This is a genomic window from Dyella marensis, assembly GCF_900112865.1.
Classification (GTDB): domain Bacteria; phylum Pseudomonadota; class Gammaproteobacteria; order Xanthomonadales; family Rhodanobacteraceae; genus Dyella_D; species Dyella_D marensis_A.
Window position 1 is genome coordinate 1 of sequence record NZ_FONH01000006.1, and the last position, 14,874, is coordinate 14,874.

The following is a 14,874-nucleotide window of genomic DNA, read 5'->3' on the forward strand; positions in this document are numbered from 1 at the left end:
AAGGTGGCGGCAGCCGGATGAGGGTACGGGCGGAGCGGTGCGCATCATTGTTCCGCTCCGCCCGTACCCTCACCCCAACCCCTCTCCCGGCGGGAAGAGGGAGCCAAGCGAGGGCAAATCGCCGCGCCGTGACGCCACCGCTGGCAGGCATCAGATGATTCTGTAACCATCGGCTTATGCCGCAGTCCCCGTGGAAACTTACGCCGGTCACACGACCCCGGATGCGGGATCGCGTGGCGATGCGCTGGCGGCTGGGCGGCCTGCTGTTCGCGGTGCTGGTGATCGTGGCGCTGCCCTACATGGTGACCCGCAGCGGCTCGCGCGACGCGCTGGAAGCCAACGCCCGGGTCACCCATTCCTCCGAGGTCAAGTCGCTGACCTACCGCATCGCCTACGTCACCCGCGATGGCGAGGCGGCGCTGTACCGGCTGCTGGATGGCGACGACAACCCGCAGGTGCGCGTGCGCGCCGGCCGCGCCAGCAAGGAGATTCCCGGCCTGCTCGCGCAGCTGCGCGACATGACCCGCGACAACGCCGACCAGCAGGCGCGCATCGGCGCGCTCGGCAGCATGGTCAGCGGCCGCCTGGCCCTGCTCGACCAGGCCATGCTGCACTACCGCCAGGGCGACGTGCGCGCCGCCAACGAGGCGCTGCGCGACTCCGGCACACTGTTCAAGATGGACGACCTGATCGACGGCATCGTGCAGAGCGAGGACGACACCCTGCTCGCGCGACGCAGCCAGGCGCGCGCGGCCTCCTCCAACAGCAGCCTGGCGCTGACCATTACCGCCACCGCGCAGATGCTGCTGCTGGCCATCGTGGTGATCGTGTCCGAGCGGCAGATCAGCCGCCGCCTGCAGGCGGAGGAGCGCGAAGGCCAGGCGGTGCAGCGCTCGCAGCTGATCGTGCAGGCCGTGCGCGAACCGATCGCGCTGCTGGACAGCAAGCTGTGCACCCTGCTGGTCAACGCGGCCTTCGGCGAGCTTTACGGCATCCCGCCGTCCAACCGGCATTCGCTGCCGCTGGTCGAGATCGGCGACGGCGCCTGGCGCGACAGCGCGCTGCAGCAGCGCCTCAACGACGTGCTGCTGCTGGACCGCGAGCTGTGGGACTACGAACTGCTCCAGCGCACCGTCGACGGCGTCGACCGCCACGTGGTGATCAACGCCCGCCGCCTGCAGCAGGACGACGGCGGCGAGCCGGTGCTGCTGCTCACCGTCAGCGACGTCACCGCGCGCGCCCTGGTCGAGCAGCAGGTGAAGGAGCTGAACCGGCAGCTGGAAGGCAAGGTGGCCCAGGTCTCCGACGTCAACCGCGAGCTGGAGGCCTTCAGCTATTCGGTCTCGCACGACCTGCGCGCGCCGCTGCGCCATATCGCCGGTTTCGCCAGCAAGCTGGAACAGCACCTGGGCGAAGGCGCCGACGACAAGTCGCAGCACTACATCGACGTGATCAGCGACGCCGCCCGCCGCATGGCCCAGCTGATCGACGACCTGCTGGTGTTCTCGCGCCTGGGCCGTGGTGCGCTGCGGCTGCAGCCGGTGGACATGCAGTCGCTGGCGGAGGAGGCGCGCGTGCTGGCCGAATCCGAAGTGCACGGCCGGCGCATCCTGTGGTCGATCGCGCCGCTGCCGATCGTGATCGGCGACGAGAACATGCTGCGCACGGTGTGGCAGAACCTGCTCGGCAATGCGGTGAAGTACACCGGCAAGGTCGAGGTGGCCCATATCGGCGTGGAGATGCGCCGCGGCGACAACGGCGACTACGAGTTCGTGGTCAGCGACGATGGCGCCGGTTTCGACATGCAGTACTCGGGCAAGCTGTTCGGCGTGTTCCAGCGGCTGCACCGCGCTTCGGAATTCCCCGGCAACGGCATCGGCCTGGCCAATGTACGGCGCATCGTGCAGCGCCATGGCGGCAAGGTCTGGGCCGAGGGCAGCCCGGGCGAGGGCGCGCGCTTCCACTTCACCCTGCCGGCCTCCGACCTGGCCGACGCCTTCGCGCAGGAACGGCAGTGAGCCTGGGTACGCTCAACCGCGCGCCGCCGCCGCAGGGTTCGCTGCGCAGCATCCTGCTGGCCGAGGACAGTCCCGCCGATGCCGAGCTGGCGCTGGAGGCGCTGCGCAGCGCGCACCTGGCCAATCCGATCGTGCACGTCGAGGACGGCGTGGACTGCCTGGACTATCTGCACGGCCGCGGCGCCTGGGCCGGTCGCCCGCCGCAGGATCCGGCGGTGGTGCTGCTGGACATCAAGATGCCGCGCGTGGACGGCCTGGAAGTGCTCACCGAGATGCGCGCGGACGAACGCCTGCGGCGCATCCCGGTGGTGGTGCTGTCGTCCTCGCGCGAGGAGAGCGACCTGGCGCGCAGCTGGGACCTGGGCGTGAATGCCTATGTGATCAAGCCGGTCGATGTGGAACAGTTTTTCGAAGCGGTGCGCACGCTCGGCCAGTTCTGGGCGGTGCTCAACCAGGCGCCCGATTGAGGGCGCAGCGCCGCGAAGGTATCGCTTTCATGCCAGAGAAACCCAACATTCCCTTGCCATTGCCGTTCCCGCGCATCCGCGTGCTGCAGATCGAGGACAGCCAGCCCGACGCCGAGCTGGTGATCTCCGAACTGGAAGCCGACGCGATCGACTTCGATGTGCGTCTGGTCGACGACGAGACCGGCTACCTGCGCGAGCTGGAAGACTTCAAGCCGCACATCGTGCTGTCCGACCTGAGCATGCCCGGCTTCTCCGGCGAACGCGCGCTGGAGCTGCTGCGCGAGCGCGACCGCGACCTGCCTTTCATCTATGTCTCGGCCACCCTCGGCGAGGAAGCGGCGATCGCCGCGCTGCGCAACGGCGCCACCGACTACATCCTCAAGCAGAACCCCGCGCGCCTGGCCAGCGCGGTGCGCCGCGCCCTGCGCGAGCACGAGGCGCAGAAGGCGCAGCGCCGCGCCGAGGCGGAACTGATCCGCGCGCAGCGCTTCGAAAGCCTGGCCATGCTGGCCGGCGGCCTGAGCCACGACCTGCGCAATCTGCTGCAGCCGCTGCTGCTGGCCGGCGAGAGCCTGCAGGACTACCAGGACGATCCGCGCCTGGCGCGCCTGGGCAAGCTGGTGCGCGACTGCGGACGGCGCGGCCTGGACATGGTGCAGTCGATGCTTTCCTTCGCGCGCGGCGCACGCCGCGCCGAACAGGTGCGGGTGGGTGCGCTGCTGGATGCGCTCAACCTGCTGCTGCAGGGCAGCGTGCCACGCAATATCGCGCTGACCCTGGCGGTGGACGATCCGGAGCTGAGCTTCTCCGGCAATCACACCGAGCTGCAGCAATGCCTGCTCAACCTCAGCCTCAATGCGATCCAGGCCATGCCGGGCGGCGGCGAGCTGCGCATCGAAGCAGCCGAACAGGCACTGACGCGCGAGTTTTTCCTCGACGGCGAAAGCGCGGACGAAGGCCGCTATCTGCGCCTGAGCGTGGCCGATACCGGCTGCGGCATGGACGCGGCGACGCTGGCCCATCTGTACGAGCCGTTCTACACCACCAAGGAAGGCGGCACCGGCCTGGGCCTGCTGTCGTGCAAGCGCATCGTGGCCAGCCATGGCGGCGCGATGCGCGTGGAGAGTGCGCCGGAGCAGGGCACCTGTTTCCATCTCTACCTGCCGCTGGGCGTGCAGTTCGACGACATCCCGGAAGGCGAGGACGACGAGCGCCTGCTCGGCAATGCCGAACGCGTGCTGGTGGTGGTGGAGGAGGCCGCGCAGCTGTCGCTGCTGGTCGATACGCTGGATGCCTGGGGTTACCAGGCGCATGCGAGCCAGAGCGGCACCGCGGCGCTGCAGTGGATCGAGGCGCATGGCGTGCCGGATCTGGTGGTGATGGATGCCGACATGAATCTGTTCACCGGCGTGCGCACGCTGGCGGCGCTGATCGAGCACGGCTACCGGCGCGCGGTGGTGCTGTTGACGCGGCCGGATGCGCCACCGGACCTGGGGGAGATGCCGGAGGTGGAGCGGCTTTATCTGGTCGACAAGCCGGTGGTGACGTTCAAGTTGTTGGGGACGTTGCGCGAGGCATTGGAAGGCGAGGGTTGAAAATCGGCCGGCGTAGGTTGGGGTGAGCCGCAGGCGAACCCCAACATGGCTACATCCGAACGCATCGCATTGTTGGGGTTCGCCTATGGCTCACCCCAACCTACCGGGCGATGGCGCGGATCAGTCGATCCCCAGCTTCTTCAGCTTGTAGCGCAAAGCGCGGAAGGTAATCCCCAGCTTCTTCGCCGCGGCGGTCTTGTTGTACCGCGACTCTTCCAGCGCCTTGATGATCGCCGTGCGCTCGATATTGCTGATGTAGTCGTCCAGGCCGCCGTCGGCGGTCGGTGCGGCTGCGGGTTGGGCTGGCGCGGGACTGGGGGCGGCCATTCCCGGTGGGGGTGGCGTGGCATCCGCGGCGCGCGGCAGGCGCTGGGGCAGCATCAGGTCGGCGAGGTCGATCTGCTCGCCTTCGCACATGGCCATGGCGCGCTCGAGGATGTTTTCCAGTTCGCGCACATTGCCGGGAAAGTCGTAGCTGTCCAGGGCCTGCTGTGCGGCCGGCAGCAGGCGGCCGGGATTGCCGCCGCTCTTGGCGGCGAGCTGGCGCAGGATGTAGCTGGCCAGCAGCGGCACGTCGCCGCGGCGTTCGCGCAGCGGCGGCACGCGCAGCTCGATCACGTTGATGCGGTAGAACAGGTCCTGGCGGAACTGGCCCTGCTCGACCAGCGCCGCGAGATTCTTGTGCGTGGCCGAAAGAATGCGCACGTCGACCGGGATTTCCTCGCGCGCGCCGATCGGGCGCACGGCCTTTTCCTGGATCGCGCGCAGCAGCTTCACCTGCATGTGCAGCGGCAGCTCGGCCACTTCGTCCAGGAACAGGGTGCCGCCGTTGGCGGCCTGGAACAGGCCTTCCTTGTCGCTCACCGCGCCGGTGAAGCTGCCCTTGCGGTGGCCGAAGAACTCGCTCTCCATCAGCTCGGACGGGATCGCGCCGCAGTTCACCGGCACGAACGGGCCGGCCGCGCGGGGGCCCTGCTCGTGGATCAGGCGCGCGACCAGCTCCTTGCCCACGCCGGATTCGCCGGCGATGTACACCGGCGCCTGGTTGCGCGCGAGCTTGCCGATGGTGGCGCGCACCTGCTGCATCGCGGGCGAGTCGCCGATCAGGCGGTCCGCGGCGTTGGGCGCCTTGGCGGCGCCGCCGCCGGCGCGCTTCTCTTCGGCCAGGCGCAGCGCGGTGCGCACCAGCTGGCGCAGCATCTGGATATCCACCGGCTTGGAGACGAAATCGAAGGCGCCGGCCTTCAGCGCGCTCACCGCGGCGTCGACATTGCCGTAGGCGGTGATCATCGCCACCGGCGTGTCCGGGTGCTTGGCCGCGATCAGCTCGATCACCTCGTGGCCGTTGCCGTCGGGCAGGCGCATGTCGGTGAAGCAGAGGTCGTAGGTACGCTCTTCCAGGGCGCGTCGCGCATCCGCCACCGTACCCACCGCATCGACCTGCAGGTCCATGCGACCCAGGGTGATGGTCAGCAGTTCGCGAATATCGCGCTCGTCGTCAATGACGAGGACGGTCTGTTGGCTCATGTCATCCAGCTGGGCGTCAGATGCGGGCTAGGATACCCGCCGCTTCCCCGAGGGGCAAAGCCTGCCGTCTTCACGCGTTTTCAGCGGCCCAGGCGGCGGTCGAAGAAGCGCCAGATCACCCGGTACGCGTCCTTCGATTCCGGCAGCTCCGGGTCGGAGAAGAAGGAGTGCCACATGCCCTCCCACAGGCGCAGCTCGGTGTCCACGCCGGCCCGGTCGAGCAGGGTCTGGCTGTGGATCACCGCGCTCATCGCCATGTCGCGCGTGCCGGAGATCAGCAGGGTGGGCGGGAATTTCGCCAGCAGCGCCGGCGCATTGGCCGGAAACACCAGCGGGTCGGCGGCGCTGGCGCCCTTGAAATAGGGCAGGTCGTCCAGCTTCAGCGGCGCGCCCGGCACCGGCTTGCCGTTGAGCGGCGCGGCCAGGTACACCGAGTCGCCATCGAGATTGCTCAGCCCCGCGCAGAACATGCCGATCGCGCCGGGCACCGGCACATGGTCGTGGATCAGCCGGGCCACCACTTCGCCGGTGAGCACGCCGCCGGCGGAGCAGCCGTAAATGCCTACGTCCGCAGGTTTGTACTGCTTGAGCAGCTCGCGATAGACCGCCACCACGTCGTCGGTGGCGGCGGGGAACACCTGCTCGGGGCCCTGGCGGTAATCGACGGTAATCACCTTCACGCGCCCCACGCCGGCGATGGGAATGGCCTCGACCAGCCCGCCGCTGTGCGCACCCCACAGGAAGGCGCCGCCGTGCAGGTTGATCAGCACGCGCTGCCGGTTCGCCGGCGCGACGCCCTGCGCCGGCAGCACCACGTCGACTTTCACGCCGGCGATGGTGTCGGCGGCGATCTTCACGGGATAGAGCTTCTGCATCCGCGCGGCGCGGTCGCTGTTCATGCGGTCGTAGAACGCGCGGCTCTGCTCGATCGGGGCCGTGATCGGCGGTGCCTTGTCACCTTCGGTGAGCATCTTCGGGAAAAATGCGCGCGATTCCGGCGAGGCGAAATGCGAGTACGGCACGCTGGCGCTGCCGAGGTCCACGCTGCCGTCGGGCCTGAAGCCCGCCGCGGACTGGGCGCAGGCGAGACCGGCGGCGCCCAGCAGCAAGGACGCGGCGAGGCAGGCAAGGCGGAAGCTGCGCATGGCGAGAGGTCCTTGGCGTGGGCTCATTTCGCGGTTTCGGGGACGCGCGGCGTCGGCGCGGGCTCGGCCTTGTTCCGCTGCAGGATCTCCTGCAGCTTCAGATACACGCCATTGGTCCAGCCGAAGCCGATCACGTTCTCGCTGTAGCCGGCGCTGACGCGCACGTCGGCATTGCCCTTGGCCATGTTGTACTTCTCGCGGATGGTGCCGTCGTCGGCGAGGCCGCGGTCCACCGTGGCGGTGAAATTGCCGGCGAGGCGGCGCGCGTCGTCGTGGAAGCCGTAGTCCTCCAGGCCCTTGATCGCCAGCCAGTTGGTCGGCGCCCAGCCGAACGGATCGTTCCACTGCACGCCGCTGGGCTGGTTGTCCATCGACAGGCCGCCGCGACGCTCGAACACCGCCAGCTTGCCGCGCACCGCCGCCGCCTGCTGCGGCGAGGCGGCGCCGGCCCACAGCGGATAGAAGGTGTTGATGTAGGGCGTGGGCGAGGGCTTGCCGGCGACGAAGTCGTAGTCGCGATACATGCCGTCGCCGGCGCGCCACAGGTATTTGTCCATGGCCTGCTTGCGCGCGGCGGCGGCGTCGGTCCAGCGTTTCGCCTCGTCGCTCTTGCCCAGCTTCGTGGCGAAATCGGCCAGGTCCAGCTCGTAGCGATAGAGCAGGCTGTTGAGGTCTACCGAGGCGTAGTGATGCGTCGAACCGCCGAACGGGCCGAAGTGGAAATTGGTGTCGTAGCCCGATTCGCGCATGGCGCGATCGCCGCGATAGTAGTCGGCGGTCAGGCGGTAGCCGTCGTGCCAGTTGCCCAGGCAGACCTTGGACGCGCGCACGTCGCAGCTGTCCTTGGCGAGGCGCGCGGCCTCGGCGTCATCCGGTTGCTGCGCACCTTTCAGCAGATAGCCCGGGTCGTCCTTCGGATGCGCGCGCAGCCACTTGATCACCTTCACGTAGAAGTCGTCGCTGTTCTGCGCCTCCAGCACCGGGCCGTCGCCGAGGTCGTAGTAGCGGGCGAGCCCGGTGTCGCCGGCGCGATGTTCCTCGCGCGTCCACACGTCGTGGTTGCGCACCGCCAGCGGGTAGGCGCCGGCCAGCCAGGCCTTGCGTTCGGCGTCGGAGGCGAAGGCGTCCGGATCGCCGAGCACGGTGGCCATCATCGCGGTGAGGAAGGGGGGCTGCGAGCGGCTGAGGTAATAGGTGCGGTTGGCATTGAGCACGGCGCCGTAGTGCTCCACCTCGAACAGCGCATTGTCCACCATGTCGCGCGCCAGCTTGCCGCGCTGGTCGGCGGCCAGGCCCAGCACGATGAAATAGCTGTCCCAGCCGTACATTTCGTTGAAGAAGCCGCCGGGGACGACGTAGGGGTGGGGGAGGTAGAGCAGGCCCTGCGCGGGCAGCTTGGTGGCGTCGATGTCGCCGAGGCGCTGGATCGCGCGCGGGAGCGGGCGGATGTCGACGCCGCAGCGCTTGCCGATGTCGGCCAGCGTGGATGGCACCTTCATCTCGGCCGGCACGTAGAGCACCGGGTGACCGGCGATCTTCGGGTCGGTGAGGGCGTTGCACTGGTCCTGCGAGCGGGTCAGCGTGGTCCAGGCCTGGTCGATGTAGGCGCGGGTTTTGGCGGGGTCGGGCGTTGCTGCCTGCGTGGCCGCGGCTGTGAAGATGGCCGCGAACAGAACGGCACGGAGCAAGTGGGGAGAGCGGGTCATGGGTGGGGTCCTCGCTTCGAGATTGCCTGTGTCCTCAGTCTTCAAACTTGAACCCTTCTCCCTCCGGGAGAAGGTGGCGGCAGCCGGATGAGGGTACGGCCGGAGCGGTGCACATCACTGTTGCGCTCCGCCCGTACCCTCACCCCAACCCCTCTCTCCCACAGGGACTACCTTCGGGTCGCCGAGGGGAGAGGGGCTAGTTCGCCCGCTCCGTACGGGTGAGCTTCGCCTTGCCATCCGCACCATGCTCGATGCGGATGTCATATTGCTTGCCGCGGTAATGCACACCCTGCAGCTTCAGCGATTTCCACGCCGGCGGCAGCACCGGCGCATACGCCTCGCTCAAGCCGTTGTCATCGATGCGCAGTCCGCTCAGCCCATACACGAAACTCTGCACGAAGCCAGCCGAAGTGGAGAGGATGTAACCGGCGTTGTTCGCCACGGTCTCGGTACGCACATTGAACGGCGGCTTGAGAAAGCCGGCCAGGTTGCGATGGATCCACTCGCCCGCGGTCTTGCCGTCGCCAAGCTCGGCGGCGCCCACCGCAAGCATCACCATCATCATTTCGTTCGGATCGTCGCCGTGCACCTTCAGCTCATGCAGCTGGAAGTCGAAGTTGTTGCGGCGGATCTGCGGGGTCATCGGCAGGTCCAGGTTGGGATACATCAGCCAGATCAGCGACGAGCCCATCCAGGTGATCTTGTCGTGCGGCACCGAGGCGTCGAAGTCGAGATGGCGCTGATTGGCCTCGTCGAACGGGATATACATCTTGGCGACGATCTCGCCCCACTTCGGATCCGCCGCCTCGCCCACCTGCTTCGCCGCCTCCTGTGCGATGCGCAGCGCCTTGCTCGCCGCGGCATTGGTGAAGGAGTCGTTCGGCACGTCGTTGTAGGCCTCGTCGGGCGAGGTGACGTGGTGGATCTCGTAGCGGTCGTGCGCCTTGTCGTAGGTGACGCGGCTGACCCAGAACCCGGCCACCTCGCGGATCACCGGCCAGCCGTACTGCTTCAGCCAGGCCTCGTCGCCGGTGGCCTGGTAGTACTGCCACTGGGCGATCGCCACGTCGGCGTTGACGTGGATCTCGCGGTACACGTCGTAGGCGAAGTGCGGCGTGTAGTCCTTGCCGGTCTCCGGGTCCGCTTCCCACGGATACATGGTGCCGCTGACGCCGTACTGCCTGGCGCGCTCGCGCGCCGGCTGCATGGTGCGGTGGCGGAACATCACGATCGGCTTGGCGCGCTCCGGATGCAGCAGGAGCAGGGCGGGGAACACCCAGGAGTCGCTGTCCCAGAACGCATGGCCGGCATAGCCCGGGGTCAGCGCGCAGGCGCCCATCGGCCAGGCGGTGCCGGTAGTGGAATTGGCCAGCAGGTAATAAAGGTCCGAATGCACGGCCTTCTGCACGGCCGGGTCGCCATCGACCACGATGTCCGACTTCCACAGCTCGTGCCACGCGGCCTTGTGCGCCGCCAGCAGCTGGTCGAAACCGGTGGCGCGCGCCTGCTTCGCCAGCGCCAGGGTGGTCTTGGCGTCGCCGCCCCAGCCCTGGCGCGACAGCGCGGCGTACTTGGTGAATGCGTAGGTGCGGCCCTTCTGCACGCGTGCCGTGACATTGAGCGAGATGCGGAACGGGGTCTTCTCCAGTTTCACGTCTTCGACTTTCAAGCCGGCCGGCAGGCTGACCGCGATGGCCTCGGCCATGTCCAGGCCCTGCTCGGCGCGGCCATCCAGCCACAGCGTGAGGTCCTTGGCATCGCCGTCATTGGCGACGATGCGCGTCACGCCGTGGTACCACACGGCGGCGCGGTCGGGCGTGGGCACGGGCTTGTTGTTGAGGTTCTGGCCGCTGGCGATCACCGACTCGATCATCTGGTCGCCGCTGAGCTTGCCGATCGGAAAGCGCGGGGCATGCTCGGACCACAGGCGGATCGGAAAGGTCAGCTGCACGCTGCCGTCGAACTGCGGCGTGATCGACAAGCGCGTCGCGGCGAGGTGGTGCGCATCCTGGCTGACGAACGTGGTGACCTTCACATCGGTGGACTTGTTGGCATAGACGAAGCGGTAGCGCGTGGCCAGCGTGGCGTCGCGCAGGTCGAGCGTCTGTGCGTAGTCGATGAAGATCTCCTTGCCCAGGCGGGTGGCGTTGAGCCAGCCGCCGCCGGGGTTGTAGTCGATCTCGCTCCAGCCCGGTATAGCCGCGGGGCGCGCGATATCGTCCTTGGCGTAGTCCATGAAGGCGACCATGTAGCCCATCGCCGGCTCGGTGCCGCGGGGCGAGGTCATGTTGGAGAAATAGCCGTTGGCGAGATAGCCGGGGAAGTAGCTGTCGAAGTCGGCCGAGCTGCCGGTGAGCACGAAGCTCGGATCGCTCCCGGCATCCTGCGCGGCGGCGGGGCCGGCGATGGCGAGCAGGAGCAGGCCGGCAAGGCCGGCGCGGCGAAAGCGATCTTTCATGGCTGGACCCATCATCGATTCCTTGCAGGCGTCATTCCGGCGCCAGGTCGGAGGGCGGGGGCAGGCTGCCCACGCGATCCGCCTCGCGCTTGAAGAAGAACAGGGCCACCAGCACCAGGCTCATCGGCACCAGCGAGAAATAGAACGCATGGATGCCGCCGAAGCTGGCGAACACCACCGCGGTGATGCGCGAGCCCAGCGTGCCGCCCAGCGCGGAGAAGATCACGATCAGGCCGGTCATCGACGCATGCAGCGGCTTGGGCAGCGAGCTGAGCGCCACCGAATTGATCACCGGATAGATCGGCGCCATCAGCAGGCCGATCAGCGGCAGCAGATAGGCGGCCAGCGGCGCGCCGAACCAGCCGGCGTCGGCGCGCGGCACGCTGTGCTGCGCCAGCGGCAGGACCAGCAGCACCAGCACGCCCATGCCGATCACGCAAAGATTGAGCAAGGTATGCCAGGGCATGCGCCGCAGCACCTGGCCGGCGGCGATGCGGCCCAGCGCGGTGCAGCCGGCCAGGATGCTGGCCAGCTGGATGCTCATCGCATTGGGCAGGTGCAGGATCTCGTTGTTGAAGGTCGGCAGCCAGGTGCCGAAGCTCTGCTCGATCAGCACGTACAGGAAGGCCGAGATCAGGAACACGTTGACCAGCGGTCGCAGCATCAGCTTGAACATCGCCGCCGCCGAGCCGCCGAGCGACTCCATGCCGCCGGCATGCGCGGCCGATTCGTCCAGCTTCGAGCCGGCCAGCAGCACGAACACCAGCACGCACAGCACGGCCAGCAGCCAGTACACGCGGAACCACACCGGGTTGGCCGGATCGCCATGGTCGATGAAGGCGCTGAAGATCCAGCCGCTGAGCAGCACGCCCAGCATGAACAGGCCTTCGATCGTATTGGTGAGGCGGCCGTGCTCGGCGCGGTTGCGCGTCAGCAGGCCGATCGATGAATACACCGAGACCTTGGTCAGCGCGAAGGCGATGCCGACGCAGGTGAACAGCAGCTCGGTGGTATGAAAAGAGGGATACAGCGGCATCAGCGCGCAGGCACAGCCGACGATGGCCAGCGCGATCATCATCGCCCGGCGATAGCCGAGCAGCGGCAGGAAGGACGCGACCAGGAACGAGGTGACCGCGATCGGCAGGTCCTTGAACAGTTCCAGCAGGCTGGCCTGCGGTTTGTCGATGCCGAAGGTGTGGATGGTCTGCAGGATCACCGTGCCGACGCTGTTGAGCAGGATCGCGAAGATCATATAGATCAGCGTCAATGCAGCGATCATGCGGAATCGGTTCATGGCCACTCGCTTGCGGGTCGGTGGATGCATCCAGCGATGCAGTTCAAAAAACCGGCGGCCCGGGCTGTCGCGTGCCCGGACCGCCTTAGGGAAAAACCTGCTGCTTAGAAGTTGTACTTCACCTGGAAATTGACCTCGCGCCCTTCCAGCGGACGGGCCAGGATCACACCGTTGGAACCTGCCGCCGAACCGAAGATACGCGAGTTGCTTTCGGTCAGGCCCAGCTCGTTGGTCATGTTGGTGCCCTGCAGGCGCAGTTCCCAGTGGTCCTGCACATTCGCCACCACGCCGAAGTCGAGCGTGTCGTAGGAACCCAGCTGCTGCAGGCCGGACAGGTCCTGGGTGTGCGCGCCGACGTGGGTATAGGTCACGAAGGCGGTGACATCGCCCCACGGGAACAGGAAGCGGTAGCTCGGCGTGAACATGTAGCGCACCTTCGGCTGGCGCTGCAGCTGCTTGCCGTTGATGAACGCGCAACCGTTGCCCGCCACCTGGTTGACGTAGGGGATGCAGGCCGAATAGTGCGAGTAGTGGCCGTCGAGATAATTGGCCACCACCGCCAGCTTCAGGTTGTCGATCGGCATCACCGCGCCGCTGAGGTTGATGCCCTTGGAGTCGGAGCCGTACAGCAGCGGCGAGCCGACCGGCGCGCCGGCCGCATTGGTCGGCTGGTACGGCAGGCCGTTGAACTGGCGGTGATACACGCTGATGTCGGCGTACAGCAGCTTGGACTGGTATTTGAAGCCGGCCTCGAAGTTCTGCACCTTCTGCAGCGGCGGCGTGTTGCCGGTGGTGTTGCCGCGCAGCGCGTTGTCGAAGTCGCCGAAGTGCACGCCCTTGTTGACGCGGCCGTACACGCTCATGTTGTCGGCCAGCGCGTAGTTCGCGCCGACCGTCCAGGAGGTGTGGGTCTTGTCGTACTTGGTGGTGGCGAAGGTGCCGTCGCACACCGGCACGGCGTTGTCATAGAGCGTCGCGTTGTTGCCGTCCAGGTTGACGTTGTGCAGGTTGCACACGTGCACGGTGGAGTCCTGGTTCTCCAGGCGGGCCGACACGTCGAAGATCCAGCGGTCGATCTTCCACACGTCGGAAAGATAGAACGCCTTGTTGGTGGAGGTGCCGTTCTCGGCGATGTTGTACGCGCCGTAGTCGAGGAAGCCCTGGTAGTCGGTGACCTGGTCGCCATTGGCGGCGACGACCTTGATCGGGCGCGCGTTCGGCGTGTTGGTCATCAGCATCTGGTTACCCAGCGCCCACTTGTCGTTCATCGTGTAGTGCGCCAGGTACAGGCCGGCGGTAAGCGTGTTGCCCTCGAACAGTTCCTTGCTGAGGCGGAAGTCGTTGTTGATGTTCTTCAGGCGCTTGTGGATGTACCACCAGCCCTGGTGGATCACGCTCTGGTTCGGGTCGACCACGCCGCCGCCGTTGATGTAGCTGGCGGTGGCGCCAGGGGTCAGCTTCAGGCCGCCCAGGTCGGTGGAATTGTTATAGAGCACGTTGTCGAGCGTGTCTGGATTGGAGCCGGAGAACAGGGCATTGGTATCCATGTCGCCCTGGTCGATCAGGAACTTGTCGGAGATGCTCCAGCCGCCGTCGAGGTCATAGTCGAAGTTGCCGCCGAAGAAGCGCATCTTCGCGCCGCGGCCGTTGGCCAGGTTGGCGCTGGTGCCGCCGCCCGGATAGCCCGGCAGGTTGACGTGCTGGATGTACTTGCTGTTGTAGGTGTCGGTGAGCGGATCGAAGCCCGGGTACGCCGAGAAATTGTCGCTGCCGCGCTGGAGCAGCGGGATCGGCGTGATGAACTGGTTGCGGTCGTTGAGCACGCGGGTCCACAGCACCAGCGAGCCTTTCTCCATGGTGTGCGACAAGGTGGCGGTGAACTGGCCGCCCTTGTCGGCGGCGAACTGCGGATCGCGCACGCCGTCGGACTTGCGCCAGAAACCGCCCACGCTGCCGAACCAGTCGTCGGCGACCTTGAAGCCGAGGAAGCCGTCGGTGCGCCACAGGCCTTCGTTGCCGTAGGTGACGCCGATGCTGCCGGACGGCTTGGCCGTGCCCTGCTTGAGCATGAAGTTGGCGGTGGCGCCGATCTGGCCGTCGCCGAACACCACGGACGGGCCGCCCTGCAGGATTTCCACGCGCTCGACGGTGTCGTCGAGGCGGAACATCGAGGTGGTTTCCATGAACGACAGCGTGGGCATGCCGTACAGCGGCGAGCCCATGATCTGCGTGGTGAAGTAGGGCGCGTCGCCGCCGCCCGGGAAGCCGGCGATCTCGATATTGGCGCCGGTCTGGCCGCCGGTGGATTCCGGCCACAGGCCGGGCGAGATCTTCAGCAGGTCCGCGGTGCTCTTCGGGTTGGCCTGCTTGATCGCCTCGGCATCGGCCGCGGTGATCGAATAGGCCGCGTCGATCTTGCGGATGCCGCCGATGGTCGGCGTACCGGTGACCACCACCTGTTCCAGCGTCTTGGTGTCTTTCTTGCCCTGCGGCGGCGCGGGCGGCAGCGGCGCGGGCGGCGCCGGGTTCTGCTGCGCGGCGGCCGGCGCGCTGTTCTGCGTCGTGTCCTGGGCCTGCGCCGTGCCGAGCATAAGTGCCGTGGCGATGGCCGCGGCGAGCAACTGTCGAGTGATGCCTTGGCGATGCATGGTCAAACCTCCCCAC

Annotated in this window: 9 protein-coding genes; 3 read left to right on the top strand and 6 right to left on the bottom strand. The window is 67.3% G+C overall.

The genetic code is table 11. The features are described 5' to 3' along the window. Positions 1-239: 239 nt before the first annotated feature. From BM172_RS10885 to BM172_RS10895, 3 genes are read left to right on the top strand one after another with little or no spacing between them, the layout of a single operon-like run. On the top strand, positions 240-2,018 hold the full coding sequence (locus BM172_RS10885; RefSeq protein ID WP_231504120.1) for a sensor histidine kinase: 1,779 nt from the start codon (positions 240-242) through the stop codon (positions 2,016-2,018). Continuing rightward, positions 2,015-2,485, top strand: coding sequence for a response regulator (locus BM172_RS10890; protein WP_231504119.1), 471 nt, complete (start codon positions 2,015-2,017; stop codon positions 2,483-2,485). Before BM172_RS10885 ends, BM172_RS10890 begins: the two co-directional genes overlap by 4 nt. A gap of 29 nt (positions 2,486-2,514) precedes the next feature. Next, positions 2,515-4,080: a sensor histidine kinase gene (locus BM172_RS10895; protein ID WP_051548394.1), complete on the top strand. Its 1,566-nt coding sequence runs from the start codon at positions 2,515-2,517 to the stop codon at positions 4,078-4,080. Positions 4,081-4,200: 120 nt separating this feature from the next. On the opposite strand, the gene BM172_RS10900 is transcribed toward BM172_RS10895, so the two are convergent. From BM172_RS10900 to BM172_RS10925, 6 genes are all read right to left on the bottom strand, one after another. Beyond that, a complete protein-coding gene (locus tag BM172_RS10900) occupies positions 4,201-5,607 on the bottom strand; it encodes a sigma-54-dependent transcriptional regulator (RefSeq protein WP_026633674.1) in 1,407 nt (468 codons plus the stop codon). An 80-nt stretch (positions 5,608-5,687) separates the two neighbouring features. Continuing rightward, entirely contained in the window at positions 5,688-6,752 is a 1,065-nt protein-coding gene (locus tag BM172_RS10905) for an alpha/beta hydrolase (RefSeq protein WP_026633673.1), read from the bottom strand. Positions 6,753-6,775: 23 nt separating this feature from the next. After that, positions 6,776-8,458, bottom strand: coding sequence for a trehalase family glycosidase (locus BM172_RS10910; RefSeq protein ID WP_026633672.1), 1,683 nt, complete (start codon positions 8,456-8,458; stop codon positions 6,776-6,778). A gap of 196 nt (positions 8,459-8,654) precedes the next feature. After that, on the bottom strand, positions 8,655-10,916 hold the full coding sequence (locus BM172_RS10915; protein WP_026633671.1) for a glycosyl hydrolase family 95 catalytic domain-containing protein: 2,262 nt from the start codon (positions 10,914-10,916) through the stop codon (positions 8,655-8,657). Positions 10,917-10,947: 31 nt separating this feature from the next. Further along, positions 10,948-12,210: an MFS transporter gene (locus BM172_RS10920; RefSeq protein WP_026633670.1), complete on the bottom strand. Its 1,263-nt coding sequence runs from the start codon at positions 12,208-12,210 to the stop codon at positions 10,948-10,950. 104 nt (positions 12,211-12,314) lie between these two features. Next, complete coding sequence (locus BM172_RS10925) at positions 12,315-14,858, bottom strand: TonB-dependent receptor (RefSeq protein ID WP_026633669.1); 2,544 nt, start codon at positions 14,856-14,858, stop codon at positions 12,315-12,317. Positions 14,859-14,874 lie beyond the last annotated feature (16 nt).